This is a genomic window from Candidatus Izemoplasmatales bacterium (genome assembly GCA_041649275.1).
Classification (GTDB): domain Bacteria; phylum Bacillota_I; class Bacilli_A; order Izemoplasmatales; family Hujiaoplasmataceae; genus UBA12489.
Map to the genome: position 1 here is coordinate 219,764 of JBAZNL010000001.1, position 22,942 is coordinate 242,705.

At 63.4% G+C, this 22,942-nt stretch carries 23 protein-coding genes, 3 tRNA genes and 1 riboswitch; of the genes, 2 read left to right on the top strand and 24 right to left on the bottom strand.

Translation table 11 applies throughout. The features are described from left to right. The 4 genes from WC509_00955 to WC509_00970 all read right to left on the bottom strand — a co-directional run bounded on the left by WC509_00955 (position 1) and on the right by WC509_00970 (position 4,790). Entirely contained in the window at positions 1-1,095 is a 1,095-nt protein-coding gene (locus WC509_00955) for a GNAT family N-acetyltransferase (GenBank protein ID MFA5006027.1), read from the bottom strand. Position 1,096: 1 nt separating this feature from the next. After that, positions 1,097-2,350, bottom strand: a complete 1,254-nt coding sequence (locus WC509_00960) for a Gfo/Idh/MocA family oxidoreductase (GenBank protein MFA5006028.1) — start codon at positions 2,348-2,350, stop codon at positions 1,097-1,099. 97 nt (positions 2,351-2,447) lie between these two features. Then, entirely contained in the window at positions 2,448-3,764 is a 1,317-nt protein-coding gene (gene aspS / locus WC509_00965; protein MFA5006029.1) for an aspartate--tRNA(Asn) ligase, read from the bottom strand. 114 nt (positions 3,765-3,878) lie between these two features. Continuing rightward, a complete protein-coding gene (locus WC509_00970; GenBank protein ID MFA5006030.1) occupies positions 3,879-4,790 on the bottom strand; it encodes a helix-turn-helix domain-containing protein in 912 nt (303 codons plus the stop codon). A 119-nt stretch (positions 4,791-4,909) separates the two neighbouring features. Further along, positions 4,910-4,983: riboswitch (Fluoride riboswitch) on the top strand. Between the two features lie 42 nt (positions 4,984-5,025). Between WC509_00970 and WC509_00975 the strand changes: the two genes are divergently transcribed. After that, positions 5,026-6,225, top strand: a complete 1,200-nt coding sequence (locus WC509_00975) for a cation:proton antiporter (GenBank protein MFA5006031.1) — start codon at positions 5,026-5,028, stop codon at positions 6,223-6,225. Between the two features lie 42 nt (positions 6,226-6,267). Here WC509_00975 and WC509_00980 read toward each other — a convergent pair whose 3' ends face one another. From WC509_00980 to WC509_01050, 15 genes are all read right to left on the bottom strand, one after another. Beyond that, complete coding sequence (locus tag WC509_00980) at positions 6,268-7,494, bottom strand: NAD(P)/FAD-dependent oxidoreductase (protein MFA5006032.1); 1,227 nt, start codon at positions 7,492-7,494, stop codon at positions 6,268-6,270. 106 nt (positions 7,495-7,600) lie between these two features. Beyond that, entirely contained in the window at positions 7,601-8,395 is a 795-nt protein-coding gene (locus WC509_00985) for a DUF4349 domain-containing protein (protein ID MFA5006033.1), read from the bottom strand. 40 nt (positions 8,396-8,435) lie between these two features. Continuing rightward, positions 8,436-8,795 carry a hypothetical protein gene (locus WC509_00990; GenBank protein MFA5006034.1) on the bottom strand — a complete coding sequence of 120 codons (360 nt, stop codon included), beginning with the start codon at positions 8,793-8,795 and terminating at the stop codon, positions 8,436-8,438. Continuing rightward, positions 8,792-10,198 carry an alpha-glucosidase/alpha-galactosidase gene (locus WC509_00995; protein ID MFA5006035.1) on the bottom strand — a complete coding sequence of 469 codons (1,407 nt, stop codon included), beginning with the start codon at positions 10,196-10,198 and terminating at the stop codon, positions 8,792-8,794. Before WC509_00995 ends, WC509_00990 begins: the two co-directional genes overlap by 4 nt. Positions 10,199-10,372: 174 nt before the next feature. Further along, entirely contained in the window at positions 10,373-11,410 is a 1,038-nt protein-coding gene (locus WC509_01000; protein MFA5006036.1) for an SGNH/GDSL hydrolase family protein, read from the bottom strand. Between the two features lie 78 nt (positions 11,411-11,488). Then, on the bottom strand, positions 11,489-12,223 hold the full coding sequence (locus WC509_01005; GenBank protein ID MFA5006037.1) for a type II CAAX endopeptidase family protein: 735 nt from the start codon (positions 12,221-12,223) through the stop codon (positions 11,489-11,491). Then, positions 12,220-13,023: an SDR family oxidoreductase gene (locus tag WC509_01010; protein MFA5006038.1), complete on the bottom strand. Its 804-nt coding sequence runs from the start codon at positions 13,021-13,023 to the stop codon at positions 12,220-12,222. Before WC509_01010 ends, WC509_01005 begins: the two co-directional genes overlap by 4 nt. 10 nt (positions 13,024-13,033) lie before the next feature. Next, positions 13,034-14,056, bottom strand: coding sequence for an NAD-dependent epimerase/dehydratase family protein (locus tag WC509_01015; GenBank protein MFA5006039.1), 1,023 nt, complete (start codon positions 14,054-14,056; stop codon positions 13,034-13,036). Between the two features lie 157 nt (positions 14,057-14,213). Next, a tRNA-Pro gene (locus WC509_01020) sits at positions 14,214-14,290 on the bottom strand. Positions 14,291-14,333: 43 nt separating this feature from the next. Beyond that, positions 14,334-14,422 (bottom strand) — tRNA-Ser (locus WC509_01025). Positions 14,423-14,519: 97 nt separating this feature from the next. After that, positions 14,520-14,593, bottom strand: a tRNA-Gly gene (locus WC509_01030). Positions 14,594-14,656: 63 nt separating this feature from the next. Further along, positions 14,657-15,583 (bottom strand): 16S rRNA (cytosine(1402)-N(4))-methyltransferase RsmH, encoded by a 927-nt coding sequence (rsmH, locus tag WC509_01035; protein MFA5006040.1) that lies wholly within the window; start codon positions 15,581-15,583, stop codon positions 14,657-14,659. 89 nt (positions 15,584-15,672) lie between these two features. Next, positions 15,673-15,879 carry a 50S ribosomal protein L32 gene (rpmF, locus tag WC509_01040; GenBank protein MFA5006041.1) on the bottom strand — a complete coding sequence of 69 codons (207 nt, stop codon included), beginning with the start codon at positions 15,877-15,879 and terminating at the stop codon, positions 15,673-15,675. Positions 15,880-15,899: 20 nt separating this feature from the next. Further along, positions 15,900-16,376, bottom strand: a complete 477-nt coding sequence (locus WC509_01045) for a YceD family protein (GenBank protein ID MFA5006042.1) — start codon at positions 16,374-16,376, stop codon at positions 15,900-15,902. Positions 16,377-16,461: 85 nt separating this feature from the next. Beyond that, complete coding sequence (locus WC509_01050; protein ID MFA5006043.1) at positions 16,462-17,247, bottom strand: PIG-L deacetylase family protein; 786 nt, start codon at positions 17,245-17,247, stop codon at positions 16,462-16,464. A gap of 147 nt (positions 17,248-17,394) precedes the next feature. Between WC509_01050 and WC509_01055 the strand changes: the two genes are divergently transcribed. Continuing rightward, positions 17,395-18,396, top strand: coding sequence for a P-loop NTPase (locus WC509_01055; protein ID MFA5006044.1), 1,002 nt, complete (start codon positions 17,395-17,397; stop codon positions 18,394-18,396). Here WC509_01055 and WC509_01060 read toward each other — a convergent pair. The 5 genes from WC509_01060 to plsX form a co-directional block, all read right to left on the bottom strand. Further along, positions 18,382-19,665 carry a helix-turn-helix transcriptional regulator gene (locus WC509_01060; GenBank protein MFA5006045.1) on the bottom strand — a complete coding sequence of 428 codons (1,284 nt, stop codon included), beginning with the start codon at positions 19,663-19,665 and terminating at the stop codon, positions 18,382-18,384. The two genes, WC509_01055 and WC509_01060, sit on opposite strands and share 15 nt — an antisense overlap. A 246-nt stretch (positions 19,666-19,911) precedes the next feature. Next, the gene (gene nth / locus WC509_01065; GenBank protein ID MFA5006046.1) at positions 19,912-20,553 is read right to left on the bottom strand and encodes an endonuclease III; all 642 of its coding nucleotides are present in this window, start codon (positions 20,551-20,553) and stop codon (positions 19,912-19,914) included. Then, positions 20,550-21,212, bottom strand: a complete 663-nt coding sequence (locus WC509_01070; protein ID MFA5006047.1) for a DnaD domain protein — start codon at positions 21,210-21,212, stop codon at positions 20,550-20,552. Before WC509_01070 ends, nth begins: the two co-directional genes overlap by 4 nt. A gap of 23 nt (positions 21,213-21,235) precedes the next feature. Then, positions 21,236-21,940 (bottom strand): ribonuclease III, encoded by a 705-nt coding sequence (gene rnc / locus WC509_01075; GenBank protein MFA5006048.1) that lies wholly within the window; start codon positions 21,938-21,940, stop codon positions 21,236-21,238. Beyond that, positions 21,924-22,940: a phosphate acyltransferase PlsX gene (gene plsX, locus WC509_01080; protein ID MFA5006049.1), complete on the bottom strand. Its 1,017-nt coding sequence runs from the start codon at positions 22,938-22,940 to the stop codon at positions 21,924-21,926. Before plsX ends, rnc begins: the two co-directional genes overlap by 17 nt. Positions 22,941-22,942: the final 2 nt, after the last annotated feature.

Sequence of the window (22,942 nt, forward strand, 5' to 3'; positions counted from 1 at the left end):
TCATTGGTAGTTGATCGAATGGGTCCAGGGGAACGGGACCGGGAAGATCCGCGACAGCGTCTCCCCGAGCCATCCGTCCGCACCCGAGTGATAGCTCCCGGCACAGCCGAAGACGATCTTCGCAAGTTCCTTCGGATCGGTCACGCGCAGGGACGAGCCGCCTCCGAAGATCGTCGCGACGCCTTCCGGGGCGGTGAAGCGAAGTTCGTCGGCCGTCTTTCCGAGGACGGATCGGAAGAAGGGGCGGAGCGCCTTCATGCATCCCGGAAAATCGACGATCTTGAGACTGGCGAACTGATGGATCGGCTTCTTTTCTTCAGCGACGCCGAGGACGGGATCGTCCGGCGCGGCCGCGAAATGAATCCGCACCCTCTCGAACTCCGCGAGGAAGAGCGGAAACGCCGCGACGAGCGCGGCGCGGTCGCCGCCCATCTCCTTGATCCCGACCTCGTCGTTTCCCTTGTCGATGACGAGGATCGCGTAGGCGACCGCCGCGCCGTCCCGTTCGACCAACCGGACGGGATAGTCGGCGTACGTGTCGGGATAGGTCTGGCCCTCGAGCAGCTGGCGGAATTCGCGCGCCCGACGGACGAAACGCACGGGGTCCTGCGCATGCAGGCGCCGAAGCGCATTGAAATCGGAAGGCGCGTACGGGCGGATCGAAACGCCGGGAACGGACGCGAGGTGTGCCGTCGGAACCGTCGCCTCCCGCATGTCGCCGGCCTGTTCGGAACCGAAGGCGGAGTAGATCCCGCCGCCGCCGGAGATGACGACGACGTGGATGCCTTCCGCAAGCATCTTCGCTTCGGCCAGCCTGAGGAGGTTCGCGGCGAGTCCCTGGCCGCGGTAGGCCGGATCGGTACAGACGGAACCGATCGAGGCGACCCGGATCGTCGCCGGACCGATGCGGACCGGACCGGGGTAGTAGTTGACCATCGAGACGACCTTGCCGCCGTCGACGGCGACGAGCATGCGTTCGACGTTTTCCGGGGCGAACAGGGTCGCGAATTGCTCGGCCATGTTGTCCTTGAAGACGCTTCGGGACAGCCGGATCGCGTCGAGACGCTCCTCCGGACGGCAGCTGCGCAGTTCCATCTCAGACCTCCAGGGAACGGACGTACGCGTCGTAGTCGACGGTCTTCCCGCTGGTCCGCGACGTTTCCGCGGCGAACGCGAGCAGATGCGCGACGACGGCCTGCGCGGGATCGGCGATCTCGCGGTGATAGCCCTTTTCGACGAGGCCGATGAAGGCCTTCATGATGCCCTCGTCGCCGCCGCCGTGGCCGGAATCGAGGACGGCGGTGTCGATGACCTCGGGGGCGTCGCCGCGTTCGCCGAAGTCATAGACTTCAAGCCGGTTCTGGTCCATGTGGCCGCGGATCTCGCCCTTCGTCCCCATGAGCTTGATCGTGCGGGTGTTCTCGTGGGTGAACGCGGTCATCGTGAAGGCGGCGGTGACGCCGCCCTCGTACTCGACGATCGTGACCTGATGGTCGACGACGTCGTTGTCGCAACGGTAGACGCAGCGGCCGTACGGACCCGTCGCGAGCGCCTTGAGGAGACCGGCGTCGGACATGTCGTTCGAGACGGGAAGCTTCATCCAGTCGGGGGCGGAGAGATAGACCTTCTTCGCGTGGTAGGGGCAGGTCGCCTCCGCCGGACAGCCGTCGAGACAGCGTGCGGGTGCGCCCGCCGGGGCGTTCTCGGGACGAAAATGGAGAAGGCCGCCGAACGAGGAGACCTTCGTCGGAGTCGTTCCGGCGAACCATGAAATCAGGTCGAGGTCGTGGCACGACTTCGCCAGGATCATCGGACTCGAACGCTTGGAATTCGCCCAGTTGCCGCGGACGTAGCTGTGCGCCTGATGCCAGTAGGAGACGTTCTCGTTGTGCTGGATCGTGACCAGCCGGCCGATCCGTCCGGAGTCGAGGAGACGCTTGATCGTCGCGAAGAAGGGCGTGTAGCGGAGGACGTGGCCGACCATCAGTTCGACGCCGTGCGTCTTCGCGGCGTCGGCGAGGCGGACGCAGTCGGCGGGATCGACGGCCATCGGCTTCTCGAGGAAGACGTCGTAGCCCTTCGCCATCGCCGTCGAGGCCGGTTCGACGTGCATCGCGTCCTGCGTGCAGACGAAACAGGCGTCGGCGAGACGGGGTTCGGCGAGCAGTTCCGCGTAGCCGGAATAGCGGAGGTCGGGTTCGATCCGATGCATGTCCCCGAAATAGGCGCGGCGGACCGGATCGGGATCGGCGACGGCGACGAAGCGGATTTCCTGGGGATTTCTGGCGGCGTAGAAGCCGTAGGCGCCGATGCCGCGGTTGCCGGCGCCGATCATGACGGCGGTAATCATCGTTAACACGTCCTTTTCACTATCATTCTACCATATGGCAGCGCATTTCGAACGGCGCGGTGAAAAGAAAAACCGCGCCGGGCGGCGCGGTCGGGAATTACGGATTGACGCGGTTCGGACCGCGGTAGAGGAGCGTGACGTCGCGGATGCTCTCGGCCTCGAAGAGCCGCATCAGGAAGCGGGTGAGGCCGAAGCCGAAGCCGCCGTGCGGCGGCACGCCGTACTTGAAGAAGTTGAAGTAGAACTCGAGCGCCTCGTGGCCGAGGCCCTTCATCGTGGCCTGCTGCTTCAGGACCTCGATGCGATGCTCGCGCTGCGCGCCGGTGGTGATCTCGACGCCCTTGTAGAGGAGGTCGAAGCTCTTCGTGAGGCCGTTCTCGTCGAGCATGTGGTAGAAGGGACGGGCGGCGAACGGATATTCCGTCACGAAGACGAAGTCGCAGCCGAAGTTCTTCTTCACGTACATGCCGATCAGTTCCTCTTCGCGGCGGTCGATGTCGGTCGGCTTCTCGCCGACGTACTTGTAGTTTTCCTGAATGATCCGCTTGACCTCGGCGAAGGGAATCCGCGGCCACTTCATTTCGTTCAGCTCGACCTCTTTCTTCATCAGGTCGAGGTATTCCTTCCCGAGCACGTCCTTGACCTTGCGGAGGGCGGCCTTGACGACCTCCTCCTCCATGTCCATCACGTCGTGGTGGGACTTGATCCAGCTGAGTTCGGCGTCGACCGAGGTGAACTCGGTGGCGTGGAAGGCGGTGTGGGAATTCTCGGCACGGAACGCGGGCGCGATCTCGAAGACGCCGTTGAAGCCCGAGGCCATCGCCATCTGCTTGTAGAACTGGGGCGACTGGGCGAGGTACACGGTCCGTCCGAAATAGTCCATCTTGAAGACTTCGGCGCCGGATTCGGAGGCGGTTCCGAGGATCTTGGGCGAGTGGATCTCGATGAAGTTGTGGGCGACCCACCATTCGCGCATGCCCATCTCGGCGATCGTCTGCGCCTTGAAGATGAGGTAGTTGCGCTCGGTGCGGAGGTCGAGGAAGCGGTAGTCGAGACGGAGCTCCTTGTTGGTCGCGTTGGTGTAGTCGAGGATGTCGATCGGCAGTTCCTCGGCGGACAGGCTGGTGACCTCGAATTCCGCCGGAATGAACTCCATGCCGCGGAGCTTGACGTTCGGGCGGTCGTAAAGGACGCCGACGGCGCGGACCGTGCTTTCCTTCGTCAGCTTCGATGCGGTCTCGTTCATCGCCTTGTTGGCGTCGTTCTTCTCGATCGTGATCTGGACTTTGCCGGAGGAGTCGCGGACGACGACGAACTGCACGTACTGCAGGTCGCGGACCTTGTCGACGAACCCCGCGATCTCGATCGTCTCGCCGAAATGGGCGGCCAGATCCCTGAACATGATTTTTTCCATGGGATATCCTCGTTTCCACCGGATCCAAGCGTCCGGCATTATCGATGATTATATCACAAACCCCGCCGCGTTTCAATCGACACGGCGGGGTTTGAACACGAAAAGCGGGAGTGTCTACTCTCGCCGCAGCGGCTTCACGGGCCTTGCCTCGATGTATCCGCGGTGTCCCTGCGGTTCGAGCTGGAACCGCGGCGCCTCGTCGTCCGCCCAGGCGTAGCCGTACGGCGCCGGGTCGTAGCCTTCCATCGCCTCCATCACCTTGCCGATCTCCTCCCCGAAGTCGGCGTCGTCGTACGGTTCACCCTGGAAGACCATCATCCGGCACGGTTCGAGGGTGATGATCTCGTACCCTTCGGGAATCGGCTTGTCGTATTCGAGCGGAAGTTCGACGCCCTGGACGTACTTCGACGTCCCGGGTCGGATCAGTTTGTCGGGAAGCCACATCCCGATCGGTTCGTAGAGCGCCTCCTTGACGCTAGAGAGCACGCCCCAGACGTCACAGCCGACCTCCTCGCAGTACTCGAAGTAGCCGGACGCCGCGACGCCGCGGCGGACCAACACCTTCCGCTTCGGTCGCTCGACGACCTGCACGAAGAGGATCGAGTGTTTCTGTTTCTTCTTCATCTTGGTACCTCCGTTCTTGATTTCGAGGTGGTAGGGACGGACGTCCCAGGGCAGAAAGAGCCGGATCGCCGGGGTCGTTTCCGCGTAGCGTTTCGGCGCGATTCCGAACTGGCGCGAGAACGCCTTCGTGAAGCCCTCGTGCGAACCGAACATGAAGTCGAACGCCACGTCGACGACCCTTCGTTCACCGTCGCGGAGCGCCACCGCCGCCTTCGACAGGCGATAGCTCCGGATGTAGTCGAAGGGCGCCCTGCCGGTATACTCCCGGAACATGCGCGCGGCGTGCCACGGCGAATACGCCGCCGCCCGCGCGAGGTCGCAAAGCGCGATCGGTTCGTCGAGATGGTCTTCGATGTATGTCTGCATGCGGGCGACGGCCTCGATCTGTTCGCGTTCGTCCATCGTCCTCCCCCTCTCGCAACCAGTATACTCCCATGATACCACGGAGTCTTGACCGCCGTTGCGCTTTTTTCGTCGACGGGAACTCCTCGCGGTTGACAAACGCCGCGGGCGCACGTATAATCTTGGCAGGGAATGAAGTGCTCCCTTCGATTCGTCGAGAACCGCCCCTGCGGCTGATGACTTCTACGCGTTTCCGCGTTTGGAAGTCATTTTTCTTTGGAAAGGGAAAAGACCCATGATCCTATCGCTCTCGCTCATCCTCTTCGCCGGCCTCGCGCTCTCCGAAGTGGCATTCCGCCTCCGGCTTCCCCGTATCGTCGGGATGATCCTCGCCGGCATCCTGCTCGGTCCGTACGTCCTCGACCTGATCGCACCCGAGGTGCTCGCGATCTCGATCGACCTCCGTCAGATCGCGCTCGTGATCATCCTCCTGCGCGCCGGCCTCGCGCTCGACCTCGGCGACCTCCGCAAGGTCGGACGTCCGGCGCTTCTGCTTTCCTTCGTGCCGGCGACCTTCGAACTCGTCGGCATCCTGATCCTCGGGCCGACGCTCCTCGGCCTGACCCTCGTCGAGTCGGCGGTCCTGGGCGCGATCCTGGCGGCGGTCTCCCCCGCCGTCGTCGTCCCGCGCATGCTCCGGATGATGGCGGAGGGCCGCGGTACGAACCGGGGGATCCCGCAGATGATCATGGCCGGCGCGTCCGTCGACGACGTCTACGTCATCGTCCTCTTCACCGCCTTCGTGCGCATGGCCCAGACCGGCGAGACGTCCTTCCTCGGACTGCTCTCCCTGCCGCTCGCGATCGTCCTCGGGATCGTCGCCGGCGCGCTCGCGGGCATCCTCGCCGTCCGCTTCTTCCGCCGTTTCCACATGCGCGACACGACGAAGGTGCTGGTCCTGCTCGCAGCCTCGCTCCTCTTCGTCGCCGCCGAAAGCCTGCTTGCGGGGATCGTGCCCTTCTCCGGCTTCCTCGCGGTGCTCGCGATGGGGATCGCGCTCCTCATGAAGTATCCGGTCCTGTCCGAACGGCTCGTCCGCAAATACGAGAAGATCTGGGTGTTCGCGGAGACGCTTTTGTTCGTGCTCGTCGGCGTCGCCGTCGACATCCGCATGGTCCCCGCGATCGGGTTCGCCGCGGTCGCGGCGATCCTCGGCGCGCTCTGCTTCCGTTCCATCGGCGTCCTGGTCGCGACCGCCGGAAGGAAACTCTCCCCGAAGGAACGGCTCTACGTCGTCTTCAGCTATCTCCCGAAGGCGACGGTGCAGGCCTCGATCGGCTCGATCCCGCTCGGACTCGGGATCGCGAACGGCGACGTGATGCTCACGATCGCGGTGCTCGCGATCCTCGTCACCGCGCCGCTCGGGGCGTTTCTGATGGACCTGACGCGGGAGAAACTCGTCGCCGCCGATCCGCCGGCGGCCCCAACGGAATAAAACAAAGGCATTTCCGTCCGTCGGAAATGCCTTTGTTTTTATTCAGTCGTTCTTCGCCCGTGCCGCACTTGTTCCGGCCAACCGTCCGCTCGCCCACGCCCACTGCAGGTTGAAGCCGCCGCAGGGACCGTCGACGTCGACGATCTCGCCGCAGAAATAGAGACCGTCCGAGAGCCGGGACGCCATCGTCGCCGGATCGATCGCACCGACGTCGATTCCACCGGCGGTCGCCTGGGCGTCGTCGAAGCCGCGGTTACCGGTGACGGCGAAGCGCCAGTCGAAAAGCAGGGTGAGGAGCCGTTCGCGTTCGCGCGCCGGAAGCGTCGCGACGCACACGTCGTGTTTCGCGATTCCCGCCTCGCGAAGGAGCGCGGGGATCAGCTTCTTGTGGACCAGACCGACGAGCGCGTGGTCGACGGGCTTGTCGCCGGCGCTCTCGAGACGGCGGCGCACGGCGTCCCTGTCGACGCCGTCGAGGAGCACGACGCGGACCTGGACGGCCTCGCCGCGCAGGGTGAGTTCGTTCGCTTTCCGGGAGAGGCGCAGGATCGTCGGACCGGAGATCCCGAACTTGGTGAAGAGGATGTCGTCCTGTTCCGACTGAAGCACTTCGCCGCGATGGATCAACTCCGCGCGACCGGGGATCTTGACGCCGTCGAGCTGCTTCAGGTAAGGGCTGTCGAGGGTCAGTTTCGCGAGCGCCGGGAACACCGGCGTGAGCTTGTGGCCGAAGCGTTCGGCGAGGGCGTAGCCGGAGCCGTCGCTGCCGCTGCTTGGCATCGCCTTCCCGCCGGCGGCGAGAACGACCCGGTCGGCGTCGTAGCGCGTCCCGTCGGCGCACGTGATCCGGTAGCCGCGGCCAATGCGGTCGAGGCGCACGACCTCGGCGTCGCAGACGACGTTGACGCCGGCGCGCGCGAGTTCGTAGAGGAAGACGTCGAGGAAACTCGACGCCTGTCCCGACATCGGGTAGGCCTTGCCCTCCTCCTCGACCTTCGGGAAGATGCCGAGGGCGGCGAAGCGGGAGAGGACGGCGTCGGGCGGAAAGGCCGCGAGCGCCGGGGCGACGAAGTCGGGATGATTGTAGTCGGCGGGTGTCGCCTGCACGTTCGTGTAGTTGCAGCGGCCGTTGCCGGTCGCGAGCAGCTTCTTGCCGATGCGCGGATTCTTTTCGAGGATCGTCACCGCGGCGCCGGCCTCGCTCGCGGAGAGCGCGGCGAAGAGTCCGCTCGCGCCGGCGCCGACGATGAAGACTTCGGGTCGTTTCATGGCTTCACCTTCCGGGAATGGATGGTTTCATTATATCACGGGAACGGTCGTTCGCAAAACGCAGGAAGCACTCCGCGCGGGAGTGCTTCCTGGGATATGGGATGGATCACTTCCTGGCGGCGCGACCCTTGGTCTTGCGGCGACGCGCGATCAGCCAGACGACAACCACGACGATGCCCGCGGAAATCAGGAACGGCGCGACGATGGCGATCACGATGAGCAGTCCGTCGAGAAAGCCGACGAGCGCCTCGAAGCCGTCGACGAAGGCGTTCAGAAAGCGATTCACGAAGGGAGATGAGGTTGTGACGGAGCTGCCGTAGAGGACGATCGTCACTTCGCTGTACTCGACGAGGCTGTCGAACCGGTTCAGTTCGCCGTTCAGGTCCTGCAGTTCGACTTCGATGTCGGCGATCTGCGCGTTGATCGCGATCATCTCCTCGATCGACGCCGCATCGTAGAGTTCGAGCAGGCGCGCGAGCTGGGCCTCGAGGGCGAGGACGCGGTTCGCGGCGTCGTCGTAGTCGAGCGAGATGTCGGTGCCGACCTTGGAGTACGAACGGACCGTGAATTCCCCGCGGAGCGCCGCGACGAAGGCGTCGAGGCGTTCCGTCTTGATGCGCGCGACGTAGGTCCGCTGGGTCGCGGTCACGACCTCGCGGTCGAACCATTCGTCGGCGGCCATCTGCGAGCGGACGAACGCGTCCGCCTCCTCGAGGTCGCCGACGTCGTATCTGGCGTCGACCTCGTAGACGATCTTGCGTTCGGGCGTGGTCTCGTCGGCGAGCGGGTTGAGGTCGTTTCCGCTTTCGGAAGAGTAATCATAGGTGACTGCTTCGGAACAGGACAACGTTCCGAAGGCGACGAAGAGCGTCAGGAACAGGATCAGGATGCGTTTGGTCATGGCAGGAGCCCTCCTTGAGAAGATCGATGGCGACGACGGGTCAATCGCCATTGTTGTGGCACGAGACCAGGACGCCGTACTCCATCAGTTCGGGCGTCGTGTAGAGTTCGAGGTCGAAGCCGTCCCAAAGCGAGATGTACTTGTCGTCGTAGCGCACGATGTAGGAGTATTTCGCGGTGAGTCCGAGGCAGCAGAAATCGTAGTCGGGGTGTTCCATGACCAGGCACGGCATGATCTGATCCGTGGGAATGTCCCGGACCACGAAGATCACGAAATCGTCCTCGGCGTGCAGGACGGTGTACTCGGCGATGTCGACGTCCTCGATCGCTTCGACCTTCGAGCAGGCCGAAAGCGACATGGCGACAAGAATCAACAGCGAGAGCAGCATGTATCTTTTCATCGGACGTTCTCCTTCCGCGACGGCCGCAAATCCGCGGGCGTCGCCTCGTAGTAGTCGAGATAGGGTCCGAGGCGTTCCGCGACCGCAAGGAACATCGCCCGCAGGTCGGCCTGCGGGAGATGGTCGACGGCGACGTCGTTTCCCAGCGCCGCGAGGGCGTATTCGAGGTTCTTCTCGTCGAACGCCTTCAGAAGCAGCCGATGGCCTTCGACGTGGCGGAGCGTGATCTCGCCCGGAACGCCGGCGAGCGGACCGGCATAAACCGGCCGGATGTCGTCCTTCCGGAAGAGGGCGTTGGTCTCGACGACGTGGCCGATCGGCAGCGAGGGAATCTGTCCCGTGTTCGGCATGTTCACGTTCGTGACGAGTTCGCCGAGACCGAGGATCGCCTTCAGCTGGGCGACGCCCTCCTCGCCCGATCCGGCGATCCTGACCGTTTCGGTCCCCGCGATGATCCGCCGCGCGGAATCGTCGCCCCACTGCTTGATGAGTTTGCGGAGCGAGACCGGCGTGAGGAAGTAGCCCCACTCTTCGACCGTCGCCGGATCCTTCAGGTACCAGGACTGGGGGAGAAACTCGACGAGATGGCGGTCGCCGGCGGCGGCGATGATCCCGAAGCGCCGGAAGAGGTCGAACTTGACGCGCTCGGCGCTGCCGAAGGGTCCGTTCTCCTTCCAGTTCTCCTCGCGCACGCCCTCGTGCCGGTGGCGCTCGACGTACTCCGCGTAGACCGGCATCAGGTCGATGTCGCGATAGGTCGCGTAGTCGATCCAGGTGAAGTGGTTGATGCCCTTCGGGTTGATCGCGATCGCATGCCGTTCGGCGTCGATCCCGCGGATCTCCTTCAGGGCGCGTGCCAGGATCCGCTGGACGAAGGACACCTCGTGGCAGTTCCCGAAGGCCTTGATCGCGGGGAAGACGTGATAGAGCGTCTGGACGCACATCGTCATCGGATTCGAGAAGTTGACCACCCAGGCGGTGGGACAGATCGCCCGGATCGCCTCGGCGAAGCCCTTGTAGATCGGCATCATGACGAGCGACCGGAAGATTCCTGAAGGACCGGCGGTGTCTCCGACCGGCTGGTAGACGCCCCAGCGTTCGGGAACGTGGACGTAGGCCTCCATCTCCTCGAAGGTCGCCGGCAGGATCGAGACGAACACGAAATCGGCCCCCTCGAGGCATTCCTCCAGGGTGTCGGCGACGGTGAAGGTCCACTTCCCGACCGCTTCCGGAAGCGCCATCATCCGGTTTCCGACGACGGCGTTGTTCTGCGCGGCCACCCGGTCGATGTCGTAGAGCGACACCTCCCCGGAAAGCTCGGGCTCGACCGCCAGGTCGCTCATCAATCCCCGCGCCCATAGCCGCGAGCCGCCCCCGAGATACGCGATTCTGATCCTCTTCATTCCATCCACCGCTTTCCGTCGTCTCCGATTCCATTCACGAGCATCATATCACGCTTCGCGCATCACTGCAATAGTCTCGGCGAACAATTCAATGATGTTCCCGTTTCCGCAGGAAGTGGACAAGATTGTTCGTTTCTTAAACAAAAGCGCGACCGCAGAGGTCGCGCCATCGATTCATTCCGCACCGAGGAGATGCCGGATCGCCCGTTCGTAGGCGTCGGCGATCCGCGCATGGCCGAGGTCGGAGGGATGGATCCCGTCGACCGTGGCTTCCGCGTCGTTTCCCTCGTAGAAGACCGACCCGTCGAGATAGGCGACGCGGCGGCCGTTTCCTTGTTCCGCTTGGCACCACGTCCGGAACCAGCCGTCGTAGAAGGAGCGATGCCGGATCCGATCGGCGTCGTACTGGTCCATCGCGAACGCAGGACGGGAGACGAGCAGGATCGGCAGCGTCGGATACGCAAGGCGAAACTCCGCGATGAAGTCCGGGAGCCGCTCCGCGAGCAGGTTCGAGGTTCCGGCGTTGGCCTCGGCGTCGATCGCCAAAAGCGAAAGCCCCCGTCGCGACCCGAGGATCGCGGCCGTCGTCCGTTCGCAATACGCCGCGCCGGAGAATCCGAAGTTCAGAAACTCGCGGTCGAACCGCCGCGAGAGGATGTTCGTGAACGCCATCCCCGGCCGGCTGACGCAACCGCCCTGAACGATGCTCGTGCCGTATACGGCGATCCTGCCGTGACGGGAGAACGCGTCGGGGACGATGCGCGCGCCGTCGTCGACGCCGAGGTCGACGTCGACGGCCGCGGCGTACAGCGGCAGGTTCAGCACATAGCGCCGCATCCGGCCGTCCGCAAAGCGGCCGAGGTCGGCTTCGTACGCCGTCGCGGTCCAGGGAACCCCGGCGACGTCGAGCAGACGGAATGTCCGGTCTTCCTCGTCGAAACGGTACAAGTCGACGCCGCCTTGGCCCATGGCGCTCATGGACTCCATCGACGCCGGCGCCTCGAGCGTGACGCGGACGCGGATCGACCGCGCATCGGTCGAGAACTTCGCCTGGATCCCGGCGCTCGACCGCGCATGCCAGGCGGCGTCGCCGTTCTCCCGTTTCAGCCGGTCCCGCTCCGCGATCGACAACCGGCGGAAACCCGCTTCGTCGAGCGCGTCCGAACCGACCAGAAGAAACCGGCCCGTATCCTTCAATGAATGGTATTCCATGGTTTCACCCGCATCGTCGTCGTATTTTGATCGAGATATAGGCTCATCCGCGCCATCGGTTCGACGGACGGACGCCCTTCACGGGCGGTGCGCGCGCACCTTACCCGCGGCGACCGCCTTGACGTCGTTGATGATCGCCATCGCCGCGTGGATGAACAGGGGAATCCACAAGGAGCCGGTGAAATAGGCGACAAGACAGAAGAGCACGCCGAGGAAGAACGCTCCGAACGCTTCCCCGGGACCCTTGAAGATGTGGATCAGACTGTAGATCACGCTGTTGAGGACGACGGCCGGCCAGAGACCGAACGCTTCCAACGAACTGAAGAAGACCATACCGCGGAGGCCGAACTCGTAACCGACCAGATAGAGAACCCAGAAGAAGCCGTTTTTCACGTGGCGTGAGCGCGTCCAATCGGGTTTCCGCACTTCCGGATAATAGGAAACGTCGATCTTTCCCGCCGGCCGCGCGAAACTTCCCGCGATCAAAAGCACGCTCGGAGCCAGAAACCAGAGCCAGGCGTACGGGCCTTCCGGAACGGAAAGACCGTAGTCGACCAGGGGACGGTCGAAGGCGACGGCCACCAGAAGCGCCGGCACCAGCCCGAGGAGGACGAACCCCATCGTCCGGCGAAGATAGACCGACCGTTCCAGTTCCCCGTCGCGTTCCCCGAAGCGGGAGCGCCACTTCTTCATGATACGGAAATCGCTCGCGAAATAATAAAGCAGGTAGAGCAGGACGTACGCGATCAGGGCAAGCGTCGCGTCCTCGAGCCATCCCGACCACACGGTGGCCGTTCCGAAGGTCGACGTCATCGTTTCACGAATCCCTTCACCGCAAAGGTCCTCATCAGGTACCCCGAGAGTCGCGGAAACAGCCGATAGAAGACATCGACGAACTTGCCGGCGGCGGTCAGGACCATGACGCGTTTTCTTTTCGCGACCGCCTTCAGGACGCTTCTGGCGACGCCCTCCTGGGTATCGTCGTTCTTCTCCCGCTGCAACGGGACGAGATTCCCGCGGGCGTCGTAGATCCGCTTGTTCGCGTCGTTTTCGGTGAAGCCCACGTAGACGATCCCGACATGGACGCCGGCGTCGTGGAGTTCCGCCTGCAAGGATTCGCCGAAGCCGGTCAGGGCCATCTTGGCCGCTCCGTAGGGCGCGATGCCCGGAATCCCCCGCAGGGCCGACAGGCTGGAAACGAAGACCACGCTCCCCTTGCTCTCGAGTAGCGAAGGCAGGGCGTACTTCGTCATGTTGACGGCACCGAGGAAATTGACGTCGACGATCTTGCGGAACAGCGACAGATCGGTCTCGGCGAACAGACCCCGCATGCTCGCGCCGGCGTTGTTGACGAGCGCGTCGATGTGCCGATGGCTCAGGTACACTTCGCCGACGATCCGTTCGCAGTCGGCGGGGACGGTCACGTCGCCGACGAGATAGTCGCACGCTCCCCGTTCTTCGCGGATCCGATCGCGGACGGTCGCCAGATCGGTTTCCGTGCGCCCGGTGATCACGACGTGCGCGCCTTCGAGGGCGAACGCCCGGGCGATTTCCCGTCCGATCCCCTTGCCGCCGCCGGTGACGATCACGACCTTGTCCAGAAACCTTCCCATGGGACGCCTCCTATTCGACATAGCCGTGCTCCTGGTACCAAAGGATCGCTTCCCTCAGCGCCGTCGCCACGTCCGTCTTGACGTAACCGAGTTCGGCGATCGCCCTGCGGGACGAATAGTAATGGCCGTCGCCGGAGATCCTCGCCATCGCCCTGGTCAGGAGGGGCTTTTTGCGTCTTGCCCCGGCAGCCCATTCGACCAACGTCGCGAAAAGCATGGCGAGCGGTTTCGAGATGCGGTGCTTCGGCGGTTCGCAGCGGGCGATCTCGCCGATCATCGTGAAGAATTCCCGGTAATTGAGGTTGGTTCCGCCGGCGATGTAGCATTCGCCGACCCGTCCCATTTCAAGAGCGTTCACCGTCGCGGCGGCGACGTCCTTCACGGGGGCGAAGGAGCGTCCGCCGGACGCATAGGCAGGAACCTTCCCCTTCATCACGGAGATGATCATCTCCCCCGGACCGGGCTTGGCATCGTTGTCGCCGATCATGAAGGTCGGGTTGACGATGACGACGGGCAGTCCCGCCTTCGCCTCGGCCAACAGGTAATCCTGCGCGGCCTTCTTGGAATTGATGTAGTCGAGGCCGTACCCGCCGCTGTTGAAGGGCGTGTTTTCGTCCCCGGGAGCGTCCTTCGTCCCGAAACCGAACGAATTCGCGGTCCCGACATGGACGTATCTTCTGACGTTCATGGCCCTGATCCGTCCCGCGAGTCGCCTGACGAGTTCGAAATTGACGGTCCAGGACAGCGGATTGACCGTCGGCCACACGTCGGTGATCGCGGCGGTGTGGATCACGGAGTCGCAGCCGGAAAGCGCCCGATCGACGTCGCGTTCGTTCAGCAGATCGCCTTCGAAGATTTCGCAATCCGATTCCGGGAGCGTGTCCGAGGACGTGCCCTTCAGGACGAATGCCCGGACGGCGTATCCCCTATCCAGCAGGAGTCGGACGATGTGGCAGCCGAGGAATCCGTTGGCTCCCGTCACCAGGACTTTCGGACGAAGGACGGGATTCTCGTGATGGTCGTCGTGGTTCATCGCGCACCTCATCGATTATCATACGCTTATCATACCATCATTCATGGATTTCCGCTCGGTCATCACCGTAAATAGTGCATCTCGACTTGCATTTTTAGGTTCCTCGCCCGAAAAAAATAAAAGGCGTCGTTTCATGCGACGACGCCCGATGAATGACTGGTCGAGATGACGGGATTCGAACCCACGACCTCTTGGTCCCGAACCAAGCGCGCTACCAAACTGCGCTACATCTCGATGTGACGATCTATGCGAAGGGAGGGGGCTCCCGGACTGCAGCTGGCGGAAGAGGTGGGATTCGAACCCACGTGCCCTTGCGGACAACTGCATTTCGAGTGCAGCTCGTTACAACCACTTCGATACTCTTCCAAAACCATAGTTATTATATCATTATTTCCGGGTTTTGCAAGCGCAAGCGACCCGGAAAACAAAACCCCATGGCCAGGCACAGGGTGGGGTGTTCGGATGGAGCAGGTGAAGGGAATCGAACCCTCGTGGTCAGCTTGGAAGGCTGAAGTTCTGCCGTTGAACTACACCTGCGGCGCGGTGCAGAAATATTCTATCACAACGTCCGTGGGGTGTCAAGGAAAGAAACCGCGCCGATCAGGTTTTCTCGACGGCCCGGAGCTTGGCGCTCTTGACGCGCGGATTGGCCTCGAGTTCGGCCTCCGAAGGCAGGACGACATGGTCGTTCACGAGCGCAAACGGCGGCTTCTCCGTCGTCAGGATCGGCAGTCCCCTGGGAATCTCGATCGTCGAGAGCGAGCGGAAATACTGCTTCGCGATCCGATCCTCGAGCGAATGGAAGGTGATCGCCACGATCCGTCCGCCCGGAGACAGCAGTTCCGCCGCCTGCGAAAGCGAGGCGGTGAATGAGTCGAGTTCGTCGTTCACGGCGATCCGGATCGCCTGAAAGGTCTGCTTCGCGGGATGCCCCTTCTTCGCGAGGATCTTCGCGGGCAGGGCGCCCTTGATCACGTCGACGAGTTCGAACGTGGTCCCGATCGGCTTCACCGCGCGCGCCTTGGCGATCGCCTTCGCGATCGGGCGGGCGAACGGCTCCTCGCCGTAGCGGAAGAGGACGTCCGCGATCCGTTCGGGGGACCAGCCGTTGACGAGATCGTAGGCGGAAAAGGACGAATCCCGATCCATCCGCATGTCGAGCGGACTGTCGTGCTGGTAGGAGAATCCGCGTTCGGGGATGTCGAACTGGAAGCTCGAGACGCCGAGGTCGTAGAGGATCCCGTCGATCCGCTCGACGCCGCGCGCGGACAGTTCGGCCTTCAGGGACGCGAAATTGGCGTTCACGAAGACGACGTTCGTGAAACCGGCGAGGCGCTCCCGCGCCTTTTCGATGGCATAGGCGTCCTGGTCGAAGGCGTAGAGGATGCCGCCCTGCAGCTGCTTCAGGATCGCAAGCGAGTGCCCGCCGCCGCCGAGGGTGGCGTCGACGTAGACGCCGTCCGGCCGGACCCGGAGGGCGGCGACGGCTTCTTCCAGGAGCACGCTCTTGTGGATGTATCCGTCCATGTCGATTCCCCCCTTCCGGCGATACGTCCATTATAGCACGGACTCCCGGAAAAGAAAAACGCCGACTTCGTCAGCGCTTCTTTTACGGGTTATTTCTCGTCCTTCTTGTCGGTCTTCTCGGGTTTCGGTTCGACGACCAGCTTGCCCTTGTAGTAGCCGCACTTCTTGCAGACCTGGTGGGAGAGGGTCAGTTCGCCGCAGTTCGGGCAGACGACCATCGTCGGGGCGTTCAGCTTGAAATGCGTTCTTCTCTTCCGTTTCGCGAGCTTGCTTGTTCTTCTGAAAGGAATTGCCATATGTTGTCACCTCCTCGGGTTCAATCGTGGTGTTTCAGCTTGGCGAAGGGATTCGCCTGTTCCGGTGTGTCGTCTTTGGCGAAGGATGCGCGTTCCTCGACGTATCCGTCGTAGGCGTTCGCAGCGAGCACGCGCATCGGCTTTTCGACCAGGATCTCGCCCCAGATGTAGGGGTCGAGGTCGACGGTGATGCCTTCGATCCGGTGCGTGTCGTCGTCTTCAGGCGCTTCCGCGAAGCACAGCTCGGTCGTGAAATCGAGCGGAACCTCGACGTCCGCGAGCGTGATCGCGCACGCCATCATGAGCGTGACCCGCACCCTGACGTCGAAGACGAACTTCTCGGGGTCGCGCAGCACCGTAAACGATCCGAAGATCTCCGCGGGGCCGACGCCGAGGATGTCGTCATCCTCCCTGGGGTACGCGTCGAACGACGCGACGTAGGCGAACTTGTTGCCGGTGGTACGGAGCTTTTTCAGCTCGGGAATCGTCCATTTCATTGGCTCCACCTCGACGCAGCACATCAATTATATATGGAAAGGCGCTCCGTGTCAAGGAAATGTTCCTTCGCGGAGCGCCCTCGGCTCAGTAGTCCTGGACTTCCGGAAAGGCGTGCTGATGGAGCGGTCCGAGGACGCAGAATCCCTCTCCGAAGGGCTTCAGGACGCGCCATCCGAAACGCCGTCCGCGGAGGTCGAGGTACGCCTTCATGAGACGCCGCTCGTCGCCGGCGTCGGCCGGAAACTGGCTTTCGTGGGCTGCCATCGCCATAAGCTTCAGATGATGCGCCGCGGCGTCCATCCCGACGATCCGGTTCGTCCGATGGGTGTAGTAGAAGGCGAGGGTCTTGCGCGGCTCGACCTTCTTCGCGCGGTCGAAGGGGATCCCGTTCCGTTCCATGATGAGCGGGAATCCCGAGAATACGACGGCCGTCTGGACCGCTTCGCCGCACTTCAGATGGTCGGGGTGAATCTCCGACGGGAGCCGGGGATCGGGAGCGAAGACGATGTCGGGCGACACGTCCGCGAACACCTCCGCGAGTTTCTCCGCGAGTTCCCACGAATCGTATTTCCCGCAGTCCGGGAAGCCGAGGAAGCGGACGTCGTCGACGCCGAGGACGGATGCGCCGCGAAGCGCTTCCTCCCGTCGCCGTGTGACGAGCGTCGCCGGATCGACGGCGTCGTCGAAGGCACCGCCCCCGCCGTCCGTGCAGACGACGAAGGTGACCCGCGCGCCCAGGCGGACGAGGGTCGCGGCGGTGCCGCCCGCACCGATCTCGATGTCGTCCGGATGCGGACCGACGAACACGGCGTTCTTGTGCTTCACGATGCGTGGCAACGGCGCCAGCGCCTTCAGGATCGGGACACCCATCATGCATTCCTCCCTACGATTCCACCGCCATTATAACCGTTTCCGAAGGCGATGTAAAGAAAGCCCCGGCGCGTCGAGACGTTTTCGACGCATCCGGAGCCGGTTTCGGTTATAATGGGGACGGAAACACAGAAAGAAGGGAATCCCATGTCCATATCCCATGAAGCCATGAAGGCGGCGCTCGGCGCGATCGTCGACCCCAGCCGCGAAAAGACCCTCGCCGAGACCGGCGCGATCCGCCACTTCGGCGTCGATGAGGACGCTTCGTCCGTCAAGCTGCTGATCGAGGTCGGCGTCAAGGCGCCCGAATTTACGCTCAAGATCACCCGCGCCGCGGCCAAGATCGTCAAACTCGAACACGGATTCAAGAGCCTCGTGATCGAATACGAGGAGAAGCGGGCGGAAACGCCGCTCAAGTCCCGCCGCATCGTCGGGATCGCCTCCGGCAAGGGCGGCGTCGGGAAGTCGTCGGTGACGGCGAACCTGGCCTACGCGCTCACGTCCCTGGGACGCCGCGTCGGCGTGATCGACGCCGACGTCTACGGCGCGAACCTGCCGATCATCTTCGGAATCGAAGGCACCGAACTCGAGGGAACCGAGGACGGGAAGATCTATCCGATCCGGAAGGACGGGATCGAGGTCGTCTCGGCCGCCTTCCTGCTCGAACCGGGCAAGGCGCTGATGTGGCGTGGCCCGATGCTCACGAAGGTCCTCAAGGTCTTCTTCGAGGACACCCTCTGGAATCCGGAACTCGACTATCTCCTGATCGACCTGCCGCCGGGAACCGGAGATGTCGCGATGGACGTGAAGAACTTCGCCCCCGACGCGCGCATGCTGATCGTGACGACGCCCCACGAGAGCGCCTCGCAGGTGGCGATCAAGGCCGGCTATGCCGCCCGCCAGCTCGGTCAGGACCTGATCGGCGTGGTCGAGAACATGGCGTACTTCGAAGCGGACGGGAAGCGTCACTACCTGTTCGGCGAGGACGGCGGGAAAAACGTCGCGGAAAAGCTCGCGATCCCGCTTGTCGCCCGCATTCCGATCGCCCGGCCGACCGGCGGGCACCATTCCGTGTTCGCCGAGACCGATCCGAACGGGATCGTCTACCTCGCGCTCGCGCAGACCGTCATCCGTTCATTCGACCTCTGAGTCGAGGTCGACCGGATCGGCGGCGAACCGTTCCTCGGCGATGCCTTCGGAACGGTTCCGGAACCGCGTCTCCTTCATCTTGTACTGAATCGCGTCCTTGTACCGCTTGCGCCCGATCAGGATTCCCGCGATCGCATCGGTCGCGCGGCGGAGAAGCGGCAGGTCGTTCGTCGTCTCCGCGCAGGGCAAAACCTCGGCGATCAGAAAATCCTTGTATGCGACGTCGTCCCCGGCGCCGGCACGTTCGAGCCACATGGCGTAATCGAGCGTGCCGGCGTCTTTTTCGATCTGCGACAACTCGGTCCGGACGGCTTCGAACCCGCCGGCGTCGCCGATTCCGAGACGATGCATGCCGAGCAGGAAGAGCGCCCGCGGACGGAAGCGGGATCCGGGAGCGACCATCCCGACGGCTTCCGTCGGATCGGAGGCGATCGCGGCGCGCGCGATGTGGTACCGGTCGCGGAACGGTTCGGAGAGCAGCGCCAGGGTGGCATCAGCGATCGGCGGTTCGTCATGTCCCGCCAGGGCGCCGAACTCGTAGCGGATCACGGCGAGTTCCGCCAACCGCCGGAAGTTGCGCGCTTTGACGAAGGCGTGTTCGGCGAGGTGGAGCGCGTCCGCCGCCTTCAGAAGCCGACCCGTCCGGCCGTAGCCGACGGCCTTCAGGTATTCGATCATCGGCCAGAACCGGACGAACGCATACTCCGTCTTGGACAACTCCTCGAGAATCTCGACGGCGTCGCCGGGACGGTCGAGCGCGATCATCCCGGCGGCCGCGTAGAACATGAAGACGCCGAACGCGTAGCCGTCCATCGACTCGAGGAAGCGCGAAAGGTTGTCGATCGTCCGTCGAACCGCCTTCGCGTCGCCGCGCTCGACGTCCCGGATCATCCGGGCGATGTCGGTGAGGATCGCGAACTCGACGTTGCGGACCTCGTATCCGACACGTTCGACCTCCTCGTAGTCGCCCTCCAGATAGGCGTCGAGGGCGCGGTCGAAGAGGACGAGCTGCTCCTCGACGTTCATTCCGAGCGTATACTCGAGGTCCATCCGCTCCATGATCAGATGCAGGCTGTCGTCGTTGACCGCGATCGAGTTGGTCTCCATCTTGGAGACGTAGGTGTTCGAGCAGATGCCCTTGGAGAGGGTTTCCTGCGTCATGTTCAGTTCCTTGCGCCGTTTGCGGATCTGCATCCCCACGGCGGTGAAGAAGAAACGCACACGGTCGTCGCGCCGGCGCGACATGTCCTTCCTGATTCGGGTGATCATCGATGCACACGGTCTCCTTTCGCTTGAGATCGGCTCCGCTTTCGCAACATCCTCGGCGTGGCCTTGATCCCGATCCGGTCTCATCCGGATTTCGTCCGCGTACCATTATATCGTAAACATTCATTAATGCAATCTGTTTTTCGATTGAAAAAATCACCGGAACCGCCAACTTCGCAGAACCTGTCGGAAGAAATACGCGATCGCGTTAAAAAAAAGAAAAAGAGACCGGATTTCCAGTCTCGTTCTTCATTCGTCGGATCGGGGCGTCGGTTGCGGTTCGGTGCAGACGGACAGGAACGGACATCCGTCGCAAAGCGGTTTGCGGGCGTAGCAGCGGTACCGTCCGAAATGGATCATGCGATGGTGCAAGGCGATCCACGTCGAAGGCGCGAACGCCTCCGTCAGCTTCCGTTCGATCTTCGCCGGATCCTCGTCCCTGGCGGCAAAGCCGAGCCGGTAGGAAACGCGCGAAACGTGCGTGTCGACGGCGATCCGCGGTTCGCGGTACCATTCCGCGAGAAAGACGTTGGCGGTCTTCCGGCCGACGCCGGGGAGGCTTTCGAGGAAGGCCTGGTCGTTCGGGATGTCGCCGCCGGCGGCGGCGATCCGCGCGGCCGCGGCGCGGATGTTCTTCGCCTTCGCGCGAAACAGGCCGAGATGGCGGATCAGATCCTCGATCTCGCCCGCGGGGGCGGCGGCGTACGCGGCGGCGTCCGGATACCGCGCGAACAGCGCGGGGGTGACCCGGTTCACCGCGGCGTCGGTCGTCTGCGCCGAAAGCATCACCGCCACGAGCAGGTCGATCTGCCGGCGGTAGTCGAGCTCGCAGGCCGCCTCCGGGAACAGCGTCCCCAGGGTCGCGAAGACGAATTCCGCACGGTCGGTCATTTCTTCGGCCACGTGTCGAAGAAGTTCTTGAGCGCCTCGGGCTGACCGGCGTCGTATTTCACCGGATTCTCGCCCTTGGCGCGCTGGCGGCGCTTGACGAGCAGGGTGTCGACGTAGCTCAGGGTATGTTTGTTGGCCTTGACGGAGTCGAGCACCGCGCGCCGGATCTCGAGCGGTTCGAACCGGTCTTCGCCGACCCACTTGCGGATGATCTCGATCTCGATCGGGGTGAGCTGTTTCTGAAAGCCCGTCTCGAGCATGTCGACGATCTCCTCCTCGGTGGTCGCGTACGCCTTGGGCGGCGTCTCGACCGCGGCGAAGCGGCGTTCGTAGTCGGCGAGGATGCGGACGACGAGGTTGTCGAGATGGAAGGTCTCGGTCTCCTTCCCGCTCGGGGACGTCGCCATCTCGATCTTGAGCAGGCCCGTGCCCATCATCGTCTCGAGGACCGAGGCGACCTGATCGGCGGGAATGCCGAGATCCTTCGAGAGCTTTTCGGGGTTGGGCAGGCGGACGCCCTTCCTGCTCCGCTGGTAGAGGTCGATGGCGATGAAGGCGCCGGTCTCGTTCAGTCCGACCGTCTTGTAGTTGGCGAGCACGAACTTCCCGAAGTCGACGATGCCTTCCTCGATCAGGCGTCGGATCAACGCGTATTCCATGGGGATCGTCTCCTTTCCGGGCATCATTCGCCGTCCGCCGGTTCGGCGGAGGCGAGCAGGTCGAGCGCCGCCTTCGCGGCGTTCTGCTCGGCCAGCTGCTTCTTGGTCCCGCGGCCGCGGCCGAGGACGATGTTCTCGTCGATGAACCGGACGACCGCGACGAATTCGCGCGCATGCGCCGGTCCCGTCTCCGATTCGATGACGTACTCGAGCGTCCGCTTCTCCGACTGCACGAGTTCCTGGAGGGTGCTCTTGTAGTCGGTGTCGGCGGAGAAGAGGTTCTTCTCGATCGCCGGGAAGACGACCTTGTCGAGCACCTTGTAGACTTCCTTGAGGCCCTTGTCGAGGAAGATCGCGCCCAGGAAGGCCTCGAACGCGTCGGCGAGGACCGCCTGGCGGTCCCGCCCGGCGTTCTTCTCCTCGCCCTTGCCGAGGAGGAGATAGTCGCCCAGGCGGAAGCTCCGGGCGAAGTCGGCCAGGCTCGATTCGCAGACTTCCTGCGCGCGTTTCTTGGTCAGGACCCCTTCGTCGTCGGGCAGTTTGTCGAAGAGGAAGCGGCCGACGGCGAGGTCGATCACGGCGTCGCCGAGGAACTCGAGGCGCTGGTTGGACGGCTTGCCGTGCTCGTTGGCGTAGGACGAGTGCGTGAGCGCGCGCTCCAGGAGGCTCTCGTCCTTGAACGACAGTTTGAAATAAGCCTGCAGTTCCAGGCTACTCTTCGCTTCCAAGCTGGACCCCCGCTTCCTTCACGTACGCCGCGACCTTCGGATACACCTGGGCGCGGACCGTGTCCGCGGCCTGGCGGATGCCGTTGTAGAAGCCGTAGGACTTCGAGGCGCCCTGCGCCTTGATCACCGGCGCGTACAGACCGAAGATCATCGCGCCGCCGATCTCCTCGGCGGACATCGCCTGCTTGAAGTTGCCGAGCGCACGCTTCGCGAAGAGCGCGCCGATCTTGCCGAAAAGGCTCGCCTTCAGTTCGCGCTTCAGGAGCTTGCCCATGCCCTTCGCGGTTCCCTCCATCGTCTTCATCACGATGTTCGCGGTGAAGCCGTCGGAAATCAGGATGTCGCACGGTGGATCGAGCACTTCCTTGGGTTCGACGTTGCCGTAGAACCGGAAGAGGCCGCAGGTCTTGAACAGTTCGTGGACCTGCTGGTCGAGTTCGCGTCCCTTGCCCTCCTCGGTGCCGATGTTGATGAGACCGACCGTCGGGTCGGGCCGATTCATGACTTCCTTGGCGTAGACGACGGCGAAATAGGCCTGCTGCAGCATGTGCTCCGGACGGATCTCGAGATTTCCTCCGGCGTCGAGCAGGATCGTGCCCCGGCCGTCGAGCGAGGGGATGATCGGTGCGATCGCGGTCCGCTTGAAGCCCGGCATGCGCCGCACCAGGATGTGCGCCCCGGCGATCAGGGCCTGGGTCGCACCGGAAGAGACGGTCGCGTCGTTCTCGCCCTTACGGAGACTCGCGAGCGCCATCGCCATCGATCCTTCGGGATGCTCCTTGATCGCCTTGATCGGATTGTGCTCTCCCATCGGGATCACGTAGCCGCTCGGGACGACGGTGATGCGTTCCGCATTCGTCAGGTATTTCGCGACCTCGACGGGGTCGCCATAGAGTTTGATTTCGATGTCGGGGATCTTCCGGATCGCCAGCATCGCGCCTTCGATCTGTTCTTTCGGGGCGTAGTCGCCGCCCATCGCGTCGACCGCGAGTCTGATCATGG

Excerpts from the sequence above, each read along its gene's own strand:
- WC509_00955 (MFA5006027.1), bottom strand. The coding sequence starts at position 1,095 with ATGGAACTGCGCAGCTGCCGTCCGGAGGAGCGTCTCGACGCGATCCGG.
- WC509_00960 (MFA5006028.1), bottom strand. The coding sequence starts at position 2,350 with ATGATTACCGCCGTCATGATCGGCGCCGGCAACCGCGGCATCGGCGCC.
- aspS (MFA5006029.1), bottom strand. The coding sequence starts at position 3,764 with ATGGAAAAAATCATGTTCAGGGATCTGGCCGCCCATTTCGGCGAGACG.
- WC509_00970 (MFA5006030.1), bottom strand. The coding sequence starts at position 4,790 with ATGGACGAACGCGAACAGATCGAGGCCGTCGCCCGCATGCAGACATAC.
- WC509_00975 (MFA5006031.1), top strand. The coding sequence starts at position 5,026 with ATGATCCTATCGCTCTCGCTCATCCTCTTCGCCGGCCTCGCGCTCTCC.
- WC509_00980 (MFA5006032.1), bottom strand. The coding sequence starts at position 7,494 with ATGAAACGACCCGAAGTCTTCATCGTCGGCGCCGGCGCGAGCGGACTC.
- WC509_00985 (MFA5006033.1), bottom strand. The coding sequence starts at position 8,395 with ATGACCAAACGCATCCTGATCCTGTTCCTGACGCTCTTCGTCGCCTTC.
- WC509_00990 (MFA5006034.1), bottom strand. The coding sequence starts at position 8,795 with ATGAAAAGATACATGCTGCTCTCGCTGTTGATTCTTGTCGCCATGTCG.
- WC509_00995 (MFA5006035.1), bottom strand. The coding sequence starts at position 10,198 with ATGAAGAGGATCAGAATCGCGTATCTCGGGGGCGGCTCGCGGCTATGG.
- WC509_01000 (MFA5006036.1), bottom strand. The coding sequence starts at position 11,410 with ATGGAATACCATTCATTGAAGGATACGGGCCGGTTTCTTCTGGTCGGT.
- WC509_01005 (MFA5006037.1), bottom strand. The coding sequence starts at position 12,223 with ATGACGTCGACCTTCGGAACGGCCACCGTGTGGTCGGGATGGCTCGAG.
- WC509_01010 (MFA5006038.1), bottom strand. The coding sequence starts at position 13,023 with ATGGGAAGGTTTCTGGACAAGGTCGTGATCGTCACCGGCGGCGGCAAG.
- WC509_01015 (MFA5006039.1), bottom strand. The coding sequence starts at position 14,056 with ATGAACCACGACGACCATCACGAGAATCCCGTCCTTCGTCCGAAAGTC.
- rsmH (MFA5006040.1), bottom strand. The coding sequence starts at position 15,583 with ATGGACGGATACATCCACAAGAGCGTGCTCCTGGAAGAAGCCGTCGCC.
- rpmF (MFA5006041.1), bottom strand. The coding sequence starts at position 15,879 with ATGGCAATTCCTTTCAGAAGAACAAGCAAGCTCGCGAAACGGAAGAGA.
- WC509_01045 (MFA5006042.1), bottom strand. The coding sequence starts at position 16,376 with ATGAAATGGACGATTCCCGAGCTGAAAAAGCTCCGTACCACCGGCAAC.
- WC509_01050 (MFA5006043.1), bottom strand. The coding sequence starts at position 17,247 with ATGGGTGTCCCGATCCTGAAGGCGCTGGCGCCGTTGCCACGCATCGTG.
- WC509_01055 (MFA5006044.1), top strand. The coding sequence starts at position 17,395 with ATGTCCATATCCCATGAAGCCATGAAGGCGGCGCTCGGCGCGATCGTC.
- WC509_01060 (MFA5006045.1), bottom strand. The coding sequence starts at position 19,665 with ATGATCACCCGAATCAGGAAGGACATGTCGCGCCGGCGCGACGACCGT.
- nth (MFA5006046.1), bottom strand. The coding sequence starts at position 20,553 with ATGACCGACCGTGCGGAATTCGTCTTCGCGACCCTGGGGACGCTGTTC.
- WC509_01070 (MFA5006047.1), bottom strand. The coding sequence starts at position 21,212 with ATGGAATACGCGTTGATCCGACGCCTGATCGAGGAAGGCATCGTCGAC.
- plsX (MFA5006049.1), bottom strand. The coding sequence starts at position 22,940 with ATGATCAGACTCGCGGTCGACGCGATGGGCGGCGACTACGCCCCGAAA.